This window comes from Lysinibacillus sp. FN11 (assembly GCF_024628845.1).
Taxonomy (GTDB): domain Bacteria; phylum Bacillota; class Bacilli; order Bacillales_A; family Planococcaceae; genus Lysinibacillus; species Lysinibacillus capsici.
In genome coordinates this window covers 1375966-1397137 of sequence record NZ_CP102383.1, presented here as the reverse complement: position 1 = coordinate 1397137, position 21172 = coordinate 1375966, and the positions used below count along the sequence as shown (strand labels likewise).

General features: G+C 38.0%; 21 protein-coding genes and 1 riboswitch. Of the genes, 3 read left to right on the top strand and 18 right to left on the bottom strand.

Annotated features, from left to right (window positions below):
* Nucleotides 1-14: 14 nt before the first annotated feature.
* The 5 genes from NP781_RS07190 to NP781_RS07170 form a co-directional block, all read right to left on the bottom strand.
* Entirely contained in the window at nt 15-1607 is a 1593-nt protein-coding gene (locus NP781_RS07190; RefSeq protein ID WP_257521863.1) for a M26 family metallopeptidase, read from the bottom strand.
* Nucleotides 1608-1617: 10 nt separating this feature from the next.
* Nucleotides 1618-1965 (bottom strand): hypothetical protein, encoded by a 348-nt coding sequence (locus tag NP781_RS07185; RefSeq protein WP_257521862.1) that lies wholly within the window; start codon nt 1963-1965, stop codon nt 1618-1620.
* Between the two features lies 1 nt (nt 1966).
* Nucleotides 1967-2188 carry a hypothetical protein gene (locus NP781_RS07180; RefSeq protein WP_257521861.1) on the bottom strand — a complete coding sequence of 74 codons (222 nt, stop codon included), beginning with the start codon at nt 2186-2188 and terminating at the stop codon, nt 1967-1969.
* Nucleotides 2189-2545: 357 nt separating this feature from the next.
* On the bottom strand, nt 2546-3157 hold the full coding sequence (locus NP781_RS07175; RefSeq protein WP_257521860.1) for a hypothetical protein: 612 nt from the start codon (nt 3155-3157) through the stop codon (nt 2546-2548).
* Nucleotides 3158-3530: 373 nt separating this feature from the next.
* On the bottom strand, nt 3531-4439 hold the full coding sequence (locus tag NP781_RS07170; RefSeq protein ID WP_257521859.1) for a tyrosine-type recombinase/integrase: 909 nt from the start codon (nt 4437-4439) through the stop codon (nt 3531-3533).
* A 157-nt stretch (nt 4440-4596) separates the two neighbouring features.
* Nucleotides 4597-4789: riboswitch (cobalamin riboswitch) on the bottom strand.
* Nucleotides 4790-5130: 341 nt separating this feature from the next.
* On the opposite strand from NP781_RS07170, the gene NP781_RS07165 reads away from it, so the two are divergent.
* Together NP781_RS07165 and NP781_RS07160 are read left to right on the top strand one after the other, a co-directional pair.
* Nucleotides 5131-5496: a VOC family protein gene (locus NP781_RS07165; protein WP_221680829.1), complete on the top strand. Its 366-nt coding sequence runs from the start codon at nt 5131-5133 to the stop codon at nt 5494-5496.
* A 241-nt stretch (nt 5497-5737) separates the two neighbouring features.
* Entirely contained in the window at nt 5738-7093 is a 1356-nt protein-coding gene (locus NP781_RS07160) for a C40 family peptidase (RefSeq protein ID WP_257521858.1), read from the top strand.
* A gap of 42 nt (nt 7094-7135) precedes the next feature.
* On the opposite strand, the gene murF is transcribed toward NP781_RS07160, so the two are convergent.
* Nucleotides 7136-8521 carry a UDP-N-acetylmuramoyl-tripeptide--D-alanyl-D-alanine ligase gene (gene murF / locus NP781_RS07155; protein WP_257521857.1) on the bottom strand — a complete coding sequence of 462 codons (1386 nt, stop codon included), beginning with the start codon at nt 8519-8521 and terminating at the stop codon, nt 7136-7138.
* A 142-nt stretch (nt 8522-8663) separates the two neighbouring features.
* Nucleotides 8664-10058 carry a Mur ligase family protein gene (locus NP781_RS07150; protein WP_257521856.1) on the bottom strand — a complete coding sequence of 465 codons (1395 nt, stop codon included), beginning with the start codon at nt 10056-10058 and terminating at the stop codon, nt 8664-8666.
* A 149-nt stretch (nt 10059-10207) separates the two neighbouring features.
* Between NP781_RS07150 and NP781_RS07145 the strand changes: the two genes are divergently transcribed.
* Nucleotides 10208-11410, top strand: a complete 1203-nt coding sequence (locus NP781_RS07145) for an ATP-grasp domain-containing protein (RefSeq protein WP_373880549.1) — start codon at nt 10208-10210, stop codon at nt 11408-11410.
* Between the two features lie 76 nt (nt 11411-11486).
* Here NP781_RS07145 and NP781_RS07140 read toward each other — a convergent pair whose 3' ends face one another.
* From NP781_RS07140 to NP781_RS07090, 11 genes are all read right to left on the bottom strand, one after another.
* A complete protein-coding gene (locus tag NP781_RS07140) occupies nt 11487-13490 on the bottom strand; it encodes a YheC/YheD family protein (RefSeq protein ID WP_257521854.1) in 2004 nt (667 codons plus the stop codon).
* The gene (locus tag NP781_RS07135) at nt 13397-13678 is read right to left on the bottom strand and encodes a hypothetical protein (RefSeq protein WP_257521853.1); all 282 of its coding nucleotides are present in this window, start codon (nt 13676-13678) and stop codon (nt 13397-13399) included. Before NP781_RS07135 ends, NP781_RS07140 begins: the two co-directional genes overlap by 94 nt.
* A gap of 79 nt (nt 13679-13757) precedes the next feature.
* Nucleotides 13758-14189, bottom strand: coding sequence for a hypothetical protein (locus tag NP781_RS07130; RefSeq protein WP_036081468.1), 432 nt, complete (start codon nt 14187-14189; stop codon nt 13758-13760).
* A 149-nt stretch (nt 14190-14338) separates the two neighbouring features.
* Entirely contained in the window at nt 14339-14998 is a 660-nt protein-coding gene (locus tag NP781_RS07125; protein ID WP_257521852.1) for an HAD family hydrolase, read from the bottom strand.
* A 117-nt stretch (nt 14999-15115) separates the two neighbouring features.
* Nucleotides 15116-15466, bottom strand: coding sequence for a DMT family transporter (locus NP781_RS07120; protein ID WP_257521851.1), 351 nt, complete (start codon nt 15464-15466; stop codon nt 15116-15118).
* Between the two features lie 13 nt (nt 15467-15479).
* The gene (locus tag NP781_RS07115; RefSeq protein ID WP_221680823.1) at nt 15480-15803 is read right to left on the bottom strand and encodes a DMT family transporter; all 324 of its coding nucleotides are present in this window, start codon (nt 15801-15803) and stop codon (nt 15480-15482) included.
* A 25-nt stretch (nt 15804-15828) separates the two neighbouring features.
* Nucleotides 15829-16047 carry a helix-turn-helix domain-containing protein gene (locus tag NP781_RS07110; protein WP_004229412.1) on the bottom strand — a complete coding sequence of 73 codons (219 nt, stop codon included), beginning with the start codon at nt 16045-16047 and terminating at the stop codon, nt 15829-15831.
* An 11-nt stretch (nt 16048-16058) separates the two neighbouring features.
* A complete protein-coding gene (locus tag NP781_RS07105) occupies nt 16059-16697 on the bottom strand; it encodes a DUF2975 domain-containing protein (protein ID WP_257521850.1) in 639 nt (212 codons plus the stop codon).
* A gap of 119 nt (nt 16698-16816) precedes the next feature.
* Nucleotides 16817-18337, bottom strand: a complete 1521-nt coding sequence (gene opuFB / locus NP781_RS07100) for an osmoprotectant update ABC transporter permease/substrate-binding subunit OpuFB (protein WP_255601022.1) — start codon at nt 18335-18337, stop codon at nt 16817-16819.
* Nucleotides 18327-19283: an ABC transporter ATP-binding protein gene (locus tag NP781_RS07095; RefSeq protein WP_221680821.1), complete on the bottom strand. Its 957-nt coding sequence runs from the start codon at nt 19281-19283 to the stop codon at nt 18327-18329. Before NP781_RS07095 ends, opuFB begins: the two co-directional genes overlap by 11 nt.
* A 92-nt stretch (nt 19284-19375) precedes the next feature.
* Entirely contained in the window at nt 19376-21172 is a 1797-nt protein-coding gene (locus NP781_RS07090; RefSeq protein ID WP_221680820.1) for a vWA domain-containing protein, read from the bottom strand.

Genomic DNA, 21172 nt, shown 5'->3' with positions numbered 1-21172 from the left:
TTTAACTCACCACCTTAAACAAAACGGATATCGATTTTACTTCTCGCAAGAGTGGAATTGTTGTTATACATTCCACTAAATTCATAAATTAAGAAATTAGTTTCAAAATTAATTAGATTTTGTGGAATTGTGTAATCGTACAAATACTCACCCTCATTTTCTGTCTTATTATTAGAAGATAATGAAATAGTTGAAATCAACTCATATGAATTTTGGAAAGTAGGTTTATAAATTTTTAATTTAACATCTTCTGGTTCAATTGTTGTTCCATCAAAAGTTTTGAAATTAACTTTTAATCTAACTGTGTCACCTATGTAAGCCACAATATTCACCTCCGTTTTTGTGTTTAATTGATGAGAAGAAATTTCACCTTTAAATGTTGAAACGGCATTGCTATTTTCTTTCATATTTAAATCATTGGTAAAATAAGGAATAAAATCAACATCGTTAGCATTTTCAAATAGTTGCGTTAGAGTATCTAATTCAGTTGGTTTAATATTTGTGTAGACAATTGCTTGTCCTGTAAGTTTATTCATATAAGAAACGACACTATCAATTGATTTGATAATTTGCATTCTGTATGAATATGAATCTAGATTTTTCATACTCGAAGTAGTATTAATTTCTGCTCTTACTCCACTTATAAATTCTGCAAAAGCAATAGACCCACATGGGGTTGCATGTGAGCCAACTTGTATCGCTTTTTCAATTGGATGAATCAAATTGACCCACGCTGAATTATTCATCCTACTTGTATATGAATTGACCTTAACAGTGTGTTTTATGGCATTTGCTATAAATGATTTTGGTATTGGATAACCATCATTCATAGAGGAATCAATAACCCAATTCTTGTTAAAATCAAACAATAACAATTGAGATTGGTCTTTTATCTGAGTATCTGTGATTAGAATGCCACCTTGACTAGAAGCAACAGAATCTAAATAATAACTTTTTCTTACGTCTGCTGTATTTTGCCTTGCTGTAAATGCGCCATAACCACCTGTTTTAGCGTACATATTTCCTGCTAATGGATAGGAATAACATTGTTCAAATATCGAATTGTTACCATAACCTTGGTATACGCCAACATAACTATACGCTTTAACAACAACTCTTCTTATGCCTACATTTCTATAAGTTACAGGATTATTTGCGAAGCCAATTAATCCACCTGCATATGACCATTTTGAAGATGTTCCAGTTGGCGCATATGTTTGTGAAGATATTGTTCCAGATGTAAAAACATTTTCAATCAAACAGTTTGTGAATGATTCACCTGCCAATGCACCAACCTTCGCTTCACCCATAACATTGAAATTACTGATTTCGATGTTTTTAATTGTTGCATTCGAGATATGACCAAATAAGCCAACACCTATTGTTGTTGACTTATTTACATATAGACCAGAAATTCTTTTACCATTTCCATCTAACACGCCAGTAAATGATGCAATGGGGAATCTTGAATCATTAAAGGGTAATGAAATATCATTCATTAACTTAAAATAGACGCCTTCACCTTTATATGAGTAGATTTCTACAATGTCATTAACATTATGGATTTCATATGGATTTGTTTCTGTACCTGCTCCAATAAGTGCCATTTACAATCACCTACTGTACATTCGGTACTTCTAATGAATGTTCAACTGTTAATTCATCTATTTCTTGTGTTAATGTTGTGGTTTCGAAATCCGATACTGCTAATGCCGTACCTCCACTTGCAACATCAAAGATTGCTGATTTTGCAAATCTTTTAGGTAAGGAAATTTCTGAACCTTTAATTTTAATTTGTATTTTTAATGGATTTGTGTTTTCTGTATGTATCCAAGTAACTCTACTATCATCAATACCTAAACGTATGATTGCAGTACCTGTTTCATCTTGTAATTCAATGTAGTTCCAAGTTGCTTTAATATAATCTCTAATTTTGTGATACCCTGCATTACTAAATTCCGCCATCTCACTTCATTCCTTTCTCTTTCCATTCCGAAAATATAAGCAGACCCTCAAGTTCTTTATATAAAACTTCAATTTTTTCTTGTCTAAGGTCTATACGCTCTAATCGTTCATTTACTCGATTTAAAATTCGTTTATTCTCTGCTAAAACTAATTCAAATCCGTCTTCTTTTACACTGCCCATACCTTCAACTGTAAAGGTGTTATCGAGTGCCATGTCTTTCATTTACAATCACCTTTCGCTAAAAATTTCAAAAGAAAAAGAGTGTTGGTTAAACACTCTTTTAGAAATAAAAATATATTTAATTATTTGAGTACAATATTAAAGTAAATAATACCCCTCATATATTAGTGCTTAACTAGACGATTTTGTACCGCTTTTTAATGTATAAAACGAAAAATCATTCTTTAGTCCTACAATTTCCTTTGTCATTATATTATGTCGCTCTAAAAAAAATACCCTCTATCTATTAGTGGCTTTTGAAGGGTTTTTGTGTCACTTTTTGAGCCGAAAAGTAAAAAATCGTTCTTTAGTCCTACATACTTAGACAACCAGTTATTTGAACTGCTTTTTTTATTAACTCTACTGCTTAATTTTAGTCAATTCTACATTGGCTTGTTTATATAGTTCTACTGCAACTTCTAGATGTGCTAAAGATTCATCAATCAACTCAGTTTTACCTTCTATGATACCTTGTTCAAACAATTTAGAACCATTTCTATATTCTTCTATAGAACCCAACATTACAGCATGGTAATCCTTAAAAATATCTGGAGGCGTTAAAGATTGTAAATTATTAAAATTCGTTTCCATTGCTACTACTAATTCTTTCATTGTAGATAAAAATTCTCCATCCTTAACACTACTAGGGTCAGAATTTGCGCTTGTACTTAATCTTCCAATTATTTCAGTACCTAAAGAAATATTATCTGAAACCTCCGACATATACTTAGCATATTTATTTATATAATCTTCACTATTTACATCGACATTAAAATTATTGCTTGATGTTTCAACTTCTATATCGTCCGTATTACTGTTATTTGATACCTCAATACTTTCAGTTTCTTTATCATCTACACTTTTAGAATCCTTTTTATTATTAGAGTCACTACAACCTTCTAAAATACTCACTGTTACAGTTAACAAAAAGACAAACGTCAAAACACTTAATATCTTTTTAACTTTATACATTAGTTATTCTTCTCCATTTCTTTAGAGGTTTTATATTGTTTACCTATTATTAAAGTACCATTATTCTCTTTTATTAGGAATACTTTATTTTTATTGTTATTTTTATACAATTACTTGTAAAAGACGGGCGAAGCCCAACCGAACGTAGTGAGGTAGTGAGCGTTAGCGAAAAGAAAAATAGATGGAGCGAAGCGACTTATTTTATCTATTTTATTCGTTTCACTTTTATTCTTCTATACTCGGTAACTTGTGTCTTTTTTTCGGACATTAATTCCGAAAACCTTTGGAAAAAGTGTCCTGTTTTGACCCAAAAATTCCTAAAGGTAACGGAAAAAGTGTCCTTATATCGGACATTAATTCCAAAAGTAAGATTCTATATATCGAAATTATTCAAAGGATTATACTTCTCATTTTGTTCGTGTAATGCAGTTCCCCATAATGCTAGATACTTTTCTGTCATAGAAAGAGAAGAATGTCTAAGAATCTTCTGTAGTGTAAATACATCCATTCCATTAACTATACAACGGTGTGCAAAAGTATGTCTAAAAGTATGAGCAGAAAGTCGTACATCTTTGAAATTCATTACTTCTTGTAGTCGTTTAAATACACTTTTAGTTGCTTCATACGACATCTGAGTACCATTTCTATTAGCAAATATATAATCTGGTAAGTCGATAAAGTATCGGGTACAATACAATTTTAATTCTTCTAGTTCATTTAATACCCTTTTAGTCAATGGAACAGTTTCTTGTTTACGATTCTTACCAAAAACAACTAATTGATTTTCTATTACATCTGACCATTTTAAATTACGTAGTTCACCGATTCTAATTCCAGTTCCAAGTAAAGTAATGATAATCGCTGTATTTCGGTATGCTGTGTATTCATGGTCTTTACGTTTTAGCCTTCTGTAATACCTTAACATTTGGCGAATATGAACATCTGTAAATACTTCAATTCTTTCTTCTGTTTTCTGTTTAGTTATTTTAGAACAAGGATTCTTAGTAATATTTTCATTTTCAACTAAGTGATTAAAGAATGCTTTAAGATTTTTTAATTTGTTATTAATTGTTGAAGGTGCATTTCCTTTTTCTCTTTTACAATACACTAGATAACCCTTTATCGTACTTGCTGTAACGTCAGAAGCATCTAGTATGTCATTTTCCCTTAACCACGTCTGAAACTCTTTAAAAAATATTCTATAACCTTTTAAAGTTTCATCACTTAGATTCATCATTTCTCTTTCATCAATGAAATCTTGAATTGCAAATTTGATTAACATAAAAAAACCACCTTACAATAGATTTAATAATCTAAGCAAAGTGGTCACTATTTGCACACAATCCTAAACGAAGCACCCTTTTTAGCAATCATCGTACTATGAGCATGCAGGAGAAATTCTCTAGTCACACTCAACACCCCCTATCCGCGTAGGTTTTTTGGCTGTACTAGATAAAGGCAGGTCTCCTGGCTTATGTTCATCACACATTTCACCTTCCCATTACGACTCGTAACAGTGGCCTTTTGAAATGTGCTCCCATTTACAGTTGCGGGACAGCGTCGGCTTCACACCGATCTTCCCTTTTAAACAAATTAAAAAATCTAATTTGTACCTCTATCCTATTATTCCGTTTTTATTATTATACCATAGTATTAAATCTTAACAGAATAGAAATGTTGTGCTTTTAAGTTCCAAAGACTAAATTTGGAGCTCTATCCCTCTCTTTTGAGGTTTTATCCACTTAATTTGAAGCGCTATCCTCTAGTTTTGAAGTTCTATCCACCCGTTTAAATTCTATCCTGCAATTTGATGATTCTATCCACCAGTTTTAGAATCCTATCCTCCACTTTTGAAGTTCTATCCGCTAGTTTAAACTCTATCCTTCAATATGATCTTTTACAAATCTATCCTCTCCTCCATTTCAAATATCTAGGAATTACTCTATAATTAAGGAAAAAGGGGGCGGTTTGGGATGATTATGGGTTTACATCATGTGCAAATTACAATTCCGAAAGGCTGTGAGGAGCAAGGGAAGGATTTTTATTGTCATGTTTTAGGACTTCCAGAATTAGAGAAGCCTGACTCTCTTAAAGGACGCGGGGGATTTTGGTTACAGCTTGGTCAACAGGAAGTCCATGTAGGGACAGAGGATGGCTTCGATCGTTTGACCACAAAGGCGCATATTGCGTATCAAGTAGCGGATATTCAGTATTGGAGGAAGAAGCTCACAGCACATCAAATCAAGATACTCGATTCTGTGCCTATTCCTCATTACGAGCGTTTTGAATTCCGTGATCCCTTTGGTAATCGTGTAGAAATGATACAGAAAATCGTGTAGGCTGCCTCGTTTTGGGGCAGCTTTTTTCATGGAATTGTTCCATATTACATCTTACTGAAACATTTGTAATAAAACTGTAAATTCCTTTGATAAAGCCTTTTATAGCAAGTGTTGAAGCCCTCCCTTCAGTCACCCTGGTAACATTTACCGCCCAGAAGCCCTACTTTTTCATGCTACGATTATTTCCATGGCAAAGGTATACAGGAGAAATCCTACTAGATGCTTTAGGAGGTTACACAACATGAATAAACGATTTTTATCTACAACACTTGCATTAACAATTGGATTTAGTTCATTTGGAATGGTGCAAACAGCGATCCAGCCGATACAAGTAGAGGCTGCAACAACAAATGCTCAGAACAACGCACAGGCGGTAGCTGCAAAAGCAGACCAATTAATTCAGACTGGTAAAAGCTTAATGGGGCAAGCAACATACAGCAATTCGGTTTACAAGCCTACATACCCATACAAATTTTCTTGTGCTTCATTTTTAATGTACATCTTCGAGAAAAACGGGGTAGACCTTGGTACGTATAATGAAAATTATATGATTCAGCAAGGGACTTATGTAGCAAGAAACCAATTACAAAAAGGCGATTTAGTGTTCTTTAAAAGTAAAAAAACAGGAACTGACCCCGATCATGTCGGTATGTATATTGGCGACAATAAAATCATCCATATGGCTGATAGCAAACAAAATATAGTTATCTCTGATTTAAATAGTAAGCCATATTATACGGAAAACTATGTATCTGCACGTAGAGTATTACCTACTCTGCTATCTGCCAACCCTGCTACAAAAGGCGATAAAATTGTAGAGAATGCTCTATCCTATAAAAACAAAGTAACGATTAGTTCAACAACAAATGAGGCTAGCTTACGCTTTACAGCTCCAACTTTCGTTGATTTTATCTATCGTAAAAGTGGAGTGACACTAGGCGCAACGTCATTAAATCAATTAATGAACCAAGGATCCACTGTGGCACGTGCTAACTTGAAGAAAGGTGATCTAGTTTTCTTTAATAGTGTCAAAGGCTCTAAAACACCTTCACTTGTTGGGATTTACGCAGGAGATCACCGTATCATCATTCCTAATTCAGATGGTGTAATGACAAGAGTATTATTTGTAGATTACTATACTGAACATTATATTACAGCGAAGCGCGTTTTCTCTGATAGCACCTCTACGCCCAGCGTAAGTGCACCTTCAGCAAGTACATCTGCCGATAAAATTATTGCCACTGCTACTGGTTTAACAAGCAAAGCAAAATTCGGCTATACGTACAATGAGAGTGCACTGACTTTTACAAGTGCGGGTTTTACTTATTATGTCTTTAAAAAGCATGGTATTGATTTAAAAGATAAACTAGCAAGTAAACAGGCTTTAGTAGGGACACGTATTCAAAAATCACAACTACAAAAAGGGGATCTACTGTTCTTCTCTACGAATAATGGTGGACAAGAAATCACACAAACGGGTATCTATATAGGCAATAATCAATATATTAGTATGACAACGAATAATATTGTAAAACAAAACATGTCTTCAACGTGGGCACAAAAGAATTTTGTAACCGCTCGACGCGTCTTAAAATAAATGAGGATAGGGGTGTCTCAATCATGTTGAGACACCCTTTTTCTATGCGTTTTTCAGTTTATTGGCAAATTCAATCATGGATCTACTAGACATCGGTCCCTTAATTAAAACTATCGTGTCTGCATCAAGCTTTGGCTTCAATAATTCTAAAACGCCTGCTACCTCTTTAAACGTATGAACCTCTGCACTGGTTCCATCCTTTTGCGCTTGATCGGCAATCTTCTCTGCCCTTTTGCCGATGGTAATCAATGTATCGATCTTTCTTAGTGCTACCATGGAGCCGATTTCGCGATGATATTTTTCTTCAAAATTGCCTAATCGCTTTATATCCCCTAAAACTAGAATGACCTTTTTGTCTTTTCCTACCGTATCTAGCACTTTTAAGGCGGCCTCTACAGATGTTGGGTTATTTGTCCATGTATCATCAATAATCGTACTGTCACCAAGTCCTGTCGTAAATTCTAAATGTCTTGCCATCTGTTTAAATGTTCTGAGTCCTGCGATTGCCTGACGAATGGTCAGCCCCATTTCATGGCTAGCTGCAATCGCGGCTAAGGCATTATAGACCTGATGCTCACCATAGCCTGGGACAAACACATTGTATGTTTCATCCGCTACCTCTAAAACAAACTTCATGCCTGTATTGGCAAACTCCACTTTCGAAGCCTTGTAATCTGCCGTATCCTGTAAGCCAAACTTGATAATCTTCCCTTTAAATCTTTTCAATGAGATTTTTTTAGTATTGGCATCATCAGCATTGATGATTAACGTGCCATCCTCTTTAATGCCTTCCACAATTTCTGCCTTGGCCTTAATATAGCCCTCCAAATTGAGACAGCCATCTAGATGATGCACACCAATGTTTGTAATGATGCCAATAGTTGGTTGATAGATCATACATTGATGTTTAATATTCCCCGTATTCCCTAAGCCTAGTTCAAAGATAGCGGCTTGTGTTTTATCGTCAATGCCCGTTAAATAAGGTAATGATTGCCTTGGCTCGTTTTTACTGCTGACGGATGCTTGCACTTGCCAATGCTTACTAGCAATATGTTTTAACATCTCTTTTGTTGTTGTTTTCCCACAAGTTCCTGTTAAAGCCACAACGGGAATTTCAAAGAGCCCACGATAATACTCGATAAATGTCCAGTATGCCTGTGCAACACTTTTCACTTGTAAAACGGTTGTATTCTCCAGTGCATTTTTTAACTCTGTAGACGGTTTATCGGATATGATAAGAGACGGACCTTTCCGATCAATCTCTTGCCAGTTGATGTGATCGTTTCGACTAACAAACAGGAGCGAATGGCTCTTTGTTAAATCATGCCGATTATAATAGATCGCCTGCTTAACAGACCATTGTTCTGATCCGTGAATGAGCTTTCCCTGTAGGACATTCCTAAGTTTCTGCACACTAATGGATTGCAAGTGTACTACGCCTCCTCTCTTTATCGATCTTGTAGATGACTTATTTCTTCTCTTGATCTAGCGTGCTGCTTTTTGATCAATTACTATACCTTATTAGAAAGCTCCTCTATGTGGCACAGTCAATATCCTATATGGAAAGAAGCTAATCAGCAGGTGGTGGAGGCTTTAGCTTTAGCTCCGTTGCTAGTTTAGAGACCTGTTTGCTATACATATCTCCCTTTATGAGAATGATGGTATTTTCATCCACAATCTTCTGCAATAACGGATAGACTAGCGTACTATTTTTAAATGTGTAAACAGGCGCGCTAAATCCTAGCTTTACTGCGTGATCAGCCATAATCCTTGCGTGTTCTCCAATGGTAATCAGGACATCCACGCCAATACGTTGAATTAATTCACCCGCTTGTTCGTGAATAATGTAGCCCCAAGAACCTAAATCGGTAATCGTACCAATAACCGCAATCTTTTTCTTGCCGTCACCTAACTCATTCAACACCTTTAAGGCAGCCTCTAAGGAAGTGGTTGTAATACTCCATGTATCATCCAATAACATGGAATGATTAATGCCCTCAAAGAGTTGCAGCTGTTTTTTCAATTGACGGAATGATTGAAGCTGTTTTGCTGCGACTGGAATAGGCATCCCCATATCATGGACCGCGGCAATAGCAGCAAGAGCATTATAAACCTGATGCTCGCCAAACCCTGGTACAAGAATGTCATAGCTTTTTCTATCATGATGCAGGATAAATTTCATCCCTTTTTGATAGTAGTGGATATGGCTTGCTCGAAAATCACAGGAGTCATGCTTTCCTACCTTAATCAAACGCCCACGAAATCTCGAAACATCTATTTTTTTCGTATTCATATCTTCAGCATTGATAATTAATGTACCTTTTGGATGAATGATATCTACCATTTCTCCCTTTGCTTGAATATAGCCTTCTAATGTTTTGCAATAATTTAAATGATGGGCTCCGATATTCGTAATAATACCGATTGTCGGTTTGAAATATCTCCCTGCATTCATAACGTCTCCAGGTGAGCCTACTGCTGTTTCAAAAACGGCAGCCTCGGTATCATCCTCAATGCCCAGTAAATATTGCAAAGAAGCCGTTCTAGAATTGCTGCTCAATGTCGTCGCAGTCACTTTCCGATCAGCCGAAAGAATATGTTTAATCATCTCTTTTGTCGTTGTTTTACCTGATGTACCTGTAATCGCGACAATCGGAATATGAAACTGGCTGCGATAAAAATGAACAAATTTCCAATAGGCCTCTTCTGCATTCGCTACCTGTATCAGCATGACATGATCGGGAATGTCAGAAGGCCGATAAACTCTATCGGTCACTAGCACTAGAGGAGAAAGTGGCTCAAGACTTTTCCAATTAACAATACGTTTACTTGTAAAAAGGGCCGTATTGGATTTTTTCACTTGCTTTAATCGATAAGCCCCATGCTGAATCAGTGTATCCTCTGACCCGTGCACTAGATAGCCTGCCGTAATCATTGCTAAATTTTTCACCGAAAGAGGCTTCATATCTTTTCTCCCTCCTTTCTTTTCTAGTATATGTAACCTTTTAAAAGTTGCTTGGATGTAGACAAGATACATAACTAGAGGAAATCTATTTCATTGCATATATATAAAGGTGATTAAGTATCTAAGTACCAATAGAAGGAGTGATATACCTGAAAGCCATTGTATTTATCGGTACAAACAAATCTGGGTCTAGTCGTGAAGCAACAAGGGCAGCAGAAAAATTAGGCTACTTCACAGTACTTTTCACAAATAATGAAAAACAACTTGAACAGCGCAGAGCCTACCCCGACATCCATAAAATGATACTCATTGATACTTTTGATATCGAGAGCATGAAAGATGAAATTGAGAAACTAGGAAAAACTGGATTAAATATTAAAAGTATCGTTAGTTTTGTTGATCCATTTGTCCATATTGCTTCAACACTGTGTGATGAATTTTGTCAGAACTATACATCCTCCAGTGCGATTGAAACTATGGAGGATAAAGAAAAAACAAGAAATTTTTTACAAGATCAACCATACTCGCCAAAATTTTTGCTCATGAAACCGAACGAACCCATAGCTAAAAATTTGACCTTTCCATTAATCGTAAAATCTCCTAAATCAACAGGCTCAAAAGATGTCTTACTAGCAACGGATGCCGATCAGCTCAATAACCACCTCAAAGCACTACGCAGTAAAAATCCCTATGAAACCATCATGATTGAAGAATATCTAGATGGCCCTCAATATTTAGTAGAGGCGGTTGTTTATCAACGTCAACCACATGTCATTGGTATAATTGAGCAAGAAATTACGCAAGGAAAACGATTTATTATTACGGGTTATGGTGTTCTAGTGAAAGCCCCTAAAGACATCCAATCAGGCATCGAGGAGGTACTCCATTCCATCGTGAAAGCCTTTGATATTGAGAATGGAGCGCTTCATTTAGAACTTCGATTAACCCAAAATGGTTGGAAGCTTATCGAGATCAATCCTCGAATTTCAGGTGGCGCTATGAATAATATGCTACAAGCAGCTCTAGGTTTTAGTTTAGTAGAAGAGACATTGAAGATATTGCTAGGAGAACAGCCTAATCTGCAACCAAGACACAAAAAATTTGTTTATACAAAATATGTCATTGTGGAAAGTAGAGGAATATTAGAAAAGGTTATTGGCAAGGCAAGAGCGACAAGATCAACTGGCGTCGTTGAAGTATATGTCAAACCGAGAAGAGGCACTCTCCTCACCCCACCTTTATCAATGGGTCACCGTTATGCCTATGTCATTGCAGAGGGAGCAACCTTGAAGGAAGCAAGAAATCACGCAATCAATGCAGCGAAGGAAATAAAATTCATTTTGAGAGTTTGAAAAAAATATCCCGAATAATTGCCGCTTGCCAGTGGACAGTTACTCGGGCTTTTTTAATTTCATAAGTCGTAATCCATTATTCTTCTTTAAACGTTTGATCTAAAAATTTCACGGTTTCGAACATATTGGTTTTACTTGCACCCTTTACAAGAATGGTATCATGAGGCTTAACGAGCTTTTCAAGGAGGACATGCAATTGATCTTTATTAATAAAATGATGTACTCTGGATGGGTCCATACCCTTCGCGATGGCAGCATTACTCATTTCATCTGTCCTAAAGCCATAGGTAATAAATTCATCGATGCCTATGTCATATACGTATTCCCCAACCTTACGATACTCCTCTTCCCTCAAGACACCAAGTTCTCGCATTTGCCCAATAATGGCTACTTTTCGATTTGTCGCGATATTCGTCAGTACATCGAGCGCAGCACGAACCCCCTGCGGATGAGAGTGTACCGTATCATCAATAACCGTTATATCATCACGGCAATTATAAATCGTTAAGCGTCTTGGTGGTTTTTTGAAGTTGAGTCCAGCCTGAATATCAAGTGGACTAAATCCTAAAAGATCAGCCACTGCCACTGCATTCAATGCATTGTATACATGATGTTCTCCTAAAATAGGAATATATAATTCTATTTCTTGCCCATGCAGCTTCATTTTAAAGGACATGCCGACATCTTTATATTGCAAATCATATGCACGGTAATCCGCTTCTTTTTTAATGCCCACCGTGATGATTTTTCCTTTAAATTGTTGTGTCTCTAAGTATCTTGAATTGTCATCATCCTGATTGACAATGAGTAAGCCCTGTTGGTCCATGCCATGAATCAATTCCGATTTTGCCTTGGCAACACCCCTTACATCTCCATCAAAGTTCCCAACATGGGCTAAGCCTATATTCGTTACAATACTAATATTCGGCTGGATGATGCTACAGTGATTGGTAATAATGCCCGGGTAAGCCATACCATACTCTAATACAACGGCCTGATGTGAATCATTGATTTCTTCCTTATGCTTTTTCGTATGCTCTGTCGTATTCCAATAATCCTTTGATTCAAATACATTCCATTTTTTCGATAAGATGGAACCAACAAATGCCTTTGTTGTGGTTTTCCCTGCACTTCCTGTAATCGCAATAATAGGCAGGGTTTTCTTTGCCTCCACCTGCTTACTTTTTTGTTGGACAATTTTCTTTTTCAGAGGTTTTTGATTTTTGGCAAGATACATCGCATAACGGATGGAATGGATGACCACATCTAATTCCAAGTAAAAGGCAGGGGGACAGCCTGGTCGCCAATTGACCTCATACATCCAAATTTTTTGATGTTGATCTAAGCCCACATCAATGCCAATTTCATCAATAACCTCCCCAAATTTCGCCATTTGAATTTCATCCAGATGATGGGCCAGCGCTAGTGAAAAATGCTCAAGCATTCGCCGAATATTATAGGCCTCATCCTTAAACTCCTGCTCCAAAAAAGGATCTAAATAATTGGTATAACCACCATTATTAATATTCGGTATGATGGAGCCATTCGGTGCAATGCGTGGGTACACCGTTGTCACTACCCATTTACCTTCTCCATTTTTTTGAACATGCAGGCGGAAATCATAGACCTGACCAGATTTTGTAACAGATTGAATATACGGCTGCATAATAAAGGTGCCAGACGCAAGTTGCTCCTTTATCAATGAATCCAATTGTGGCTTTGTATAGGTTGTCGTGGTGCTATCCTTTCGCACCTCAAAATATTTGGCTCCCGCCTTCGTTATAAAATAAATACCCTTCCCTTTTCGTCCATCAATTGGCTTAAACACAACTCGTTTATAATAATTAACGAACTTATGAAATAAATCGGCATCCTTTACAATTTCAGAGGGAATCAAATACTGTTCAAATTCCTTCGCTTCCTTTAATCGTTTCATCACATTCCATTTGTTCCCGATTGAATAGGTTGTAAATGGAATCTCCTCTTTTAAACGGTCAATAATCTCCTTGGAGACAGATAATTTCTCAGGGCTTCCTGCATTATAGATAACATCAGGAAAGGGCATTGTTTTTCTTGCCATTGTCCATTCTCATAGACCTTTGCTCGAATAGAACGTTTGGCAAAATCCACACTTTTAGGTGTGAAATAGAAAAATGTTGCGCCTTCAACTTTCGCAACTGCTGCAAAGGCATAGGACTTGAGCACTGTTGTTGGATCAAGTCGATGATGCAGCATACCAATAATCGTCATAGCTAAACTTCCTTTCATTAGATTCTCTCTCTATTACATTCACTTTGTATCCCTTGCATATAGACAGATGCTCTAGCTTTAGTAGTTTAATATGGCACTACCATTTCGGCTCTATGATAAATTTCCCCTTCAACATATCTGGCTTTAAGAGCTGAATGGCCGATATACCACTGAGTTCAATAGATTTCTTTGTACTTGTTTTTTCTAACCTCACCACATCTGCAATCGAATTTGTATCGTTTCCTTCATAATCAAAAGCACGCAACAATGATACTGTGCCACGGCAACGCTCTCTATCAACAGCCTCAATACGGAAAAACTCTGTCTCAAATTGTTTCACTGTATCCAATAAGCTTAAATGAGCACCACTATGTGTAATTAAAAAAAATGGAATCGTATCACTCCCGACAATTTTAATAAGTAGCTGACCAAAATATTTAGAATGAAAATTCATCATAATATCCTGAAGATCCTTTAAATCACTTAAAGCTTCACATAAAAAGTGATTTCTTTTCTTATCACTATTCAATTCGTAGCCCCCTCTCTTAGTTTGACTATGCGATTTGATCCGTGTAAGTTGCCCTCTCGTTATCATATGTTGCGACAAAAAATATGGCGACTTCTTCCTAAAGAAACTAAAAAAACCTCCACCAATGAGGGGGAGGTTTTTGCAAAAGTTTACGTTGCAAAACATGCGAGGAGATCATGTATTGTATATTGTTCTAATGCAGTTACGGTATGGTGTTTTGTATTGAATGGTAATTGCTTGGTAATCTCGTTCGGAATGACCACTGTATAAAGCCCCGCTGCTACAGCGGCTTGTGCGCCATTCGGTGAATCCTCAATTGCCACGGCCTCATCAGCCTCTACTCCTAATTGTTCAAGCGCCTGCAAGTAAAGCTCTGGATCAGGCTTAACATTTGTCACCGTGTCAGCACTACAGAAGCAATCAAAGTATTGTCGGATACCCAGCCGATCCACATACAAATCAATCCACTGACGACTGGAGCTACTAGCAAGTCCAATCTTCAAACCCGCTCCCTTTGCCTGCTGTAGCAATGTTAAAATACCAGGTCTTAGCGTTTCCGTTTCCATCCATTGTGCATGGCGGTGCTGAATAGATGTTTGAAAAGCCTCCACATCCAGTTGTATGTGATGATGTGTAACAAGATATGTATAGGGATTAAAAGTTAGAAGATTGGTCCCAAGGCACTTAGCATAGGTTGCTAACGATAATTCAATACCATATTGTGCATAGGCATCCTTAAAAACGTTATACCATGCTGTTTCCGTATCAATGATAGTACCGTCAAAATCAAAAATTAGAGCTTTTATCATCAAATTCTCTCCATTCTATTGTTTTGCGCTGAATCAAGCCCAGGTTTTGGCCTGCTATCCGTCGATTTCCTAATCCTATGCATCAATTTAGACCCGCTATCCGCTACTTTCGCATTTCTATCCGCCTATCCTATCCACCACTTCTTCACCTTTATCCCCCTGATTCAACAATATAACGCCTCCAATAATGAGGGCAATACCGATCGCAGAATAAACAGTAAAAATATCGTGCCAAATGACAATGCCTACCAGAACGGTTAAGGCTGTGCCGACACCTGACCAGATAGCGTAGGCCAAGCTTAATGGCATGGTTTTTAAGCAGAGGGATAGGCTATAAAACGAAATACCATAGCCAATTGCTACCGCCAAGGATGGAACGAGGACAGTAAAGCCGTCTGAGAACTTCAACATGGTTGTTGCAAAGACCTCGCTTATAATCGATAGTGTTAAAAATAAATAGCCTTTCATCCTGTTCAGCCTCCTAATGACCACCAGCAAGATTGAGTACCACGACACCCAAGATAATGCATAGAATCCCTAATATCTTCTTGCGATTAAATCGTTCCTTATAAAGGACAACCCCCACAATAGCAGTTAACGCTGTCCCTAAACCTGCCCAAATTGCATAGGCTGTGCCAATAGGAATCACTTTTAATGTTAAGGCTAAACAATAAAACGCCGCTCCATAGCCTACTACTACGCCGATTGATGGTCCTATTCGTGTGAAGCCCTCAGTACGTTTGAGCATGGAACTGGCAAAAACCTCTGCTATGATAGCCAGAATTAAAAAACTAAAAGCCGTCATTCAAAAAATCCTTTCTGCTTTGCTTCTAGATGTCATCTTCTTCCTCTACATATTCCAATATGTCTCCTGGCTGGCAGCCCAAAGCTTTACAAATGGCATTTAATGTAGAAAAACGTACGGCTCTTACCTTGCCTGTTTTTAAATTAGAGAGATTGACAATCGATACATCCACCCTCTCTGCAAGTTCACTCAGCTGCATTTTACGATCCGCTAGCATACGATCTAATCGAATAATTATGGTCATGTTTTCACTTCCTAAGCTGTTGCATCATATTCATCCTGAAGGAATGCACCGTATCGGAAAATACGTGCAAAGATCCAAATCACCACACCACATAGTAAAAGAGTCCAGTGAATGCCTGTAAAATGATAGCTAATCCCCTTGATCAAACCCGTCTCTACAAATCGGGACTCCAATTGAAATTGTTGCATAATCAGATAGACGGTATATGTACGAAATGCATTCACTGTCAAGCTCAATACAATCACACAGTAGGCAATTCTCTCCATTTTTTTACTATTAGCGAGTGAAAATACAATACCTTTTGATAAATTACTTAAAATATTCCTTACTTGTACAATAATCATTAATAAAATAGCTATGTATATTGTAGCAATAAATAGAAAGGTCATGACATCTTTTTTTGAATAGTGAATGTCCCTTGTCACATGGTCTGCCAGCTTCATTTCCAATCCCTCTAACTGAACGGCAGCGGTCACACTGCCCTTTGTTAATAAATGATTCACTTGTTGCTCTGATACCACCATTGCTCCCACCATAAAAATCGCAAGCATCGTCAAGGCAAAAATCATCATCACCATGATGATGGTAAAAGCGGTACGAAGCCCCTTTGTCATCCATCGAAATTCTTTACTTTGAATTGTTTGCCCCATTATCAACCTCTCCCTCCCTTCTCTCTATTATACATCCCCTTTTATCTCTATCAATAATTTCTTAATGTTTATCATTAATAAATTATTGATAAAAATAAACCCTCTAAAGTTTAGAGGGTTTATTTTAGTAATCCTATTTTTACTAAATATTCTTTTGCTACTTCTGCTGCAAGCTTTCCTTCTACATTCACCTGATAATTCATTTCTCGCATTTCATCATCTGTAATGTGATCAGCTAGTTGATTTAACGCTTCTCCAATCTCTGGATAGTCAGTCAGCGTTTCTTTCCTTAGTAAAGGCGCTCCCTGGTATGGTGGGAATAATGCTTGATCATCCTCCAATACACGTAGCTTGTATTGACGAATTTCACTATCCGTTGAATAAGCATCAAGCAAATTAATATCACCTGATTGTATTGCCTGATAGCGAAGCTTGGGCTCCATCGTTGCAAGTGTCGTAAAGGCTATCCCATAGCGTTTTTGTATGCCCACATAGCCATCCTCACGGTCATTAAATTCTAATGTAAAGCCTGCTTTCACCTTCTGCTCTATTGGTTTGAGGTCAGAGATTTTTTGCAGTTGATAGCTCTCAGCCAGCTCCTCTGATACAGCGAGTGCATACGTATTGTTATAGCTCATAGGACTCAGCATGACCATATCGAATTGCTTCTGCATCCCCTCTTTTGCCTGAAGATAGACATCCTCTTGGTTATTATTAATGGCTTCTTCCTTTAAAAACTCCGAAATGGCGGTGCCTGTAAATTCAGGATAAATATCAATGCTGCCCGATTTCAATGCATTGAATACAAATGAAGTTTTACCAAGCCCTGGCTTTAATGTCACCGTTAAATCGGTCTCCTGCTCAATTAATAATTTATACATATTAATGAGAATCTCAGGCTCCGCACCAAGCTTTCCTGCAATGACAATTTCATCTTGCTGTTTACTGCTTAGAAGCGGGAAAAAAATCATTACCAGTGCCACTAAACTAATGAGACTTAATGTCGTTATGGTTTTTTTAAAGGACAGAGATTCTAATTTTTTAAGCGCCACATCAAAAATCAGGGCTAAAATAGCGGCGGGAATGGCTCCTATAAGAATGAGTGCCGTATTATTTCGGTCAATCCCAAGTAATATAATATCTCCTAAGCCTCCTGCACCAATTAAAGCGGCTAATGTTGCTGTCCCCACAATCAGCACCATTGCTGTGCGAATACCAGCCATCATAACAGGCATAGCAAGTGGTAGCTCTACCTTTACTAAACGCTTTGATCGATTCATTCCCATAGCTAATGCCGCTTCTTTCAGTGATGGGTCAACCTCATTGATGCCCGTATAGGTGTTTCGTAGAATAGGCAACAGCGCATAGACAACTAACGCAATAATTGCGGGAACTTTCCCAATACCGAATAAAGGAATTAATAAGCCGAGCAACGCTAAGGAAGGAATCGTTTGCAGCACAGCACTAATTCCAATAATACTCTCGGCTATTTTCTTTTTATTGGTTAAATAGATACCTAGGGGAATAGCGATGAGGACAGCAAAAAATAGCGCAATAAAAGAGATTTGGATATGCTCTAGTAATGCAGCCAGCAGCTGTGCCTTCCGTTCCTGAAATACATCTATCACATTAGCCACCATGCCCATGCCCTCTTTTCTTAGAATCCGCTGCTAAATAACGAAGCGTGGAAGCTCTTGTCACCATACCTATGAGTTTGCCATTCTCTTCGACACCTAACAAGTCATGCTCGGCTAATTTTTCAAGAATCATCGGAAATGGGGCATCAACAGGAATAGCATGCCCAAAGTCGTTTGTCACTGTGATTGGCTGTATCACATCATGGATCGTAAACAATTGATCCGTCTGCTTACCTCCAATAAACTGTTGGACAAAATCATTTACCGGATTTTGTAGCAATTGTTGTGGAGTGCCTATCTGAACAATTTCACCATCTTTCATAATACAGAGACGATCTCCTAATTTCAGTGCTTCCTGCATATCATGTGATACAAATACAATGGTTTTCTGGATGGTACGCTGCATCTCTAGTAGATCATCCTGTAGTTTGGAGCGACTAATAGGGTCTAGCGCACTAAATGGCTCATCCATTAAAATAATTTCTGGGTCAGCTGCCAAGGCACGAACAACGCCAACCCTTTGCTGTTCGCCTCCTGACAGCTCCTTTGGCTTCCGCTGACGATATTTCGCTGGCTCCAGCCCCACCAACGCTAATAGTTCGTCTACACGTTGATGGATTTTCGTTTTACTCCATTTCTTCAGTTCTGGTACAACCGCAATATTTTCCTCTATTGTCATATGCGGAAATAGGGCGATTTGCTGTAGTACATAGCCAATACTCCAACGTAGCTCATGGATATTATAATCGCTAATCCTTTTATCATTGATCCAGATGGTGCCTGCTGTTAGGGGGATTAATCGATTAATCATCTTCAACAAAGTAGTTTTGCCACATCCACTAGGGCCAATAATAACAAAGAATTCACCCTTTTTAATTTCTACATTTAGCGCTTTGACAGCTATTTGGTTGTTATCATATTGTTTTGAGACATTGTCAAATGTAATCATCTGTCATCTCCTTTAAAATGTGCTCATGAAATGCGTTCACTTTTTATATTTCACCAACAAAAATTATTTCAAACATTTGTAGATAGATGAAACTATTTCATTCTAAATACTTCGCCTTTAGGCACAAACGGTAGCTTGGCCCCCTGTGGTAGTACGAAGGCATGCTGTCTTTTAATGGCTAAACGATCACATTGTCCATCTGTAATAATCAGGATAGGACCATCCTTGGGAAAATCCTGTGCTGCTTCAAGTAGCTGTATACCAGGCTGTAACACTGTGCCTCCTCTACCTCTCACCTTCACTTTCGTTAATAGTTCTTCAGGTGCTAGATAGCCCGCATCATAGGCAACAGCATCACAAAATATAACGCGAACAAAGGGGACATCTCTAGCGATGCTATAGCTCGCTATTGTGCCGAGTGCTTTTCCTAGTAAGAGACGGTCCATGGAGCCTGATGTATCAATAAGGACTGCGAAAGTTCGTCCATCTTCCTCACCGCTTTGATGAATCCATCTTGGTCTAGCTATATCAGGTGTCGATGCTTGCCTTCTACTGGGGCGGGTATATGTTCTAACTTTCTCTATCGGTTGAAACATCCGATCAAACCATTTGGCTAATGCCACATCCCAGGCAATAGGAGGCTGTGCTAGGCTACGAATTTCCTCAATGAGCCCTTGTGGCAGATATCCTCTCTCTTGGGTCAAATGATAGCTTAACCCTTGACTCAATGCCCTTCTATAAAAAGCATCTAAATCCACACCTACCTTGCCTTCCCAAAAATCTGGTGGATTCGTTTCGATCATATCGCCTATGCCCTGCCCTCGAAAGGTTCTTAATTTGCGATACATCCTAATATCTGTAACAATACGATCATAAATAGATTCTGCTGAAAATCCTTTTAATGCTGGATCATATAGCCCGCCAAATGCTGGCATCTCGCCGATTTGCATATCGATGAGCCAGCCATTGATAACATAATCACAAGCAACATTCCATAAGTAGGGATCACGTCCTTGTCTGCGGGTAGCATGGCTTAAACCCGCATGCAGCAATTCGTGTGCCATTAGAAATCGCATTTCCTCATCGGTCATTCCCACAGCCGTATTCAAATAAATCTCCTTTGTTTCCACTGCAATGGCTGCGACCGAGATATCCATTCTTGTACAAATAAGTGGGTCTTCAATTATTGTAAAATCTGCTGCCAAAGCACCAAATAAGGGATAGGAGCTCATAAACCAAGCCTTTGCGCGTTGTGCTTGTGTTACCCTCGTTGTGCCTCCCAATGTGTTTTCTACCCCACCCGCTACTCGAATGGCACTTTGCACGGCTTTCGATAAACCTTCTGCAAATAATGCAGCGAAATCACTGTTCCCTCGATAAAGATAGCCTGTTTGATTTTGTGAAATCACAAAGTCCACTTGGCCTGGCATTGTACTATAGCCTTTCAAATCATCTGGTACACCTTCCCGTAATAATCTTTCATATAATTTTTCCTCAGAGCTAATGGCCTCAAAAAGAGGATTACTCATTTCCTTTGGTGCTTGACCAAATTTTAGCTCTGCTAAAAATTTTGTTATATAGCAGTCACAGGCAATATTCCACAGCTCCTGCTGCTCTTTTGGTTGATGATGATGTAAGCCAAGGTGTAGCAAGCAATGCGCTATCACATATGCCCATTCATTTGGCTGACCTTTTTTATCCTGATTCACATAAATAACACCTGCGCTTGTAACGTAAGCCCAATCCTTTTGAGGCATACTTTCGTACTGCATGTAAACAGCATGACACAACGCCTCGAAAAGGGGATGTGTACAGACAATGTCATGCCCACGTGCGATAGCTTTCTCATTTTTATGCTCCTGTTGTGATGCTTTCTTCTTTTTGGCCAT

Bases quoted from the DNA above. Each gene is read 5' to 3' on its own strand.
- NP781_RS07190 (WP_257521863.1), bottom strand. From the start codon at position 1,607: ATGGCACTTATTGGAGCAGGTACAGAAACAAATCCATATGAAATCCAT.
- NP781_RS07185 (WP_257521862.1), bottom strand. From the start codon at position 1,965: ATGGCGGAATTTAGTAATGCAGGGTATCACAAAATTAGAGATTATATT.
- NP781_RS07180 (WP_257521861.1), bottom strand. From the start codon at position 2,188: ATGAAAGACATGGCACTCGATAACACCTTTACAGTTGAAGGTATGGGC.
- NP781_RS07175 (WP_257521860.1), bottom strand. From the start codon at position 3,157: ATGTATAAAGTTAAAAAGATATTAAGTGTTTTGACGTTTGTCTTTTTG.
- NP781_RS07170 (WP_257521859.1), bottom strand. From the start codon at position 4,439: ATGTTAATCAAATTTGCAATTCAAGATTTCATTGATGAAAGAGAAATG.
- NP781_RS07165 (WP_221680829.1), top strand. From the start codon at position 5,131: ATGATTATGGGTTTACATCATGTGCAAATTACAATTCCGAAAGGCTGT.
- NP781_RS07160 (WP_257521858.1), top strand. From the start codon at position 5,738: ATGAATAAACGATTTTTATCTACAACACTTGCATTAACAATTGGATTT.
- NP781_RS07150 (WP_257521856.1), bottom strand. From the start codon at position 10,058: ATGAAGCCTCTTTCGGTGAAAAATTTAGCAATGATTACGGCAGGCTAT.
- NP781_RS07140 (WP_257521854.1), bottom strand. From the start codon at position 13,490: ATGGCAAGAAAAACAATGCCCTTTCCTGATGTTATCTATAATGCAGGA.
- NP781_RS07135 (WP_257521853.1), bottom strand. From the start codon at position 13,678: ATGAAAGGAAGTTTAGCTATGACGATTATTGGTATGCTGCATCATCGA.
- NP781_RS07125 (WP_257521852.1), bottom strand. From the start codon at position 14,998: ATGATAAAAGCTCTAATTTTTGATTTTGACGGTACTATCATTGATACG.
- NP781_RS07120 (WP_257521851.1), bottom strand. From the start codon at position 15,466: ATGAAAGGCTATTTATTTTTAACACTATCGATTATAAGCGAGGTCTTT.
- NP781_RS07115 (WP_221680823.1), bottom strand. From the start codon at position 15,803: ATGACGGCTTTTAGTTTTTTAATTCTGGCTATCATAGCAGAGGTTTTT.
- NP781_RS07110 (WP_004229412.1), bottom strand. From the start codon at position 16,047: ATGACCATAATTATTCGATTAGATCGTATGCTAGCGGATCGTAAAATG.
- NP781_RS07105 (WP_257521850.1), bottom strand. From the start codon at position 16,697: ATGGGGCAAACAATTCAAAGTAAAGAATTTCGATGGATGACAAAGGGG.
- opuFB (WP_255601022.1), bottom strand. From the start codon at position 18,337: ATGGTGGCTAATGTGATAGATGTATTTCAGGAACGGAAGGCACAGCTG.
- NP781_RS07095 (WP_221680821.1), bottom strand. From the start codon at position 19,283: ATGATTACATTTGACAATGTCTCAAAACAATATGATAACAACCAAATA.
- NP781_RS07090 (WP_221680820.1), bottom strand. From the start codon at position 21,172: ATGGCCAAAAAGAAGAAAGCATCACAACAGGAGCATAAAAATGAGAAA.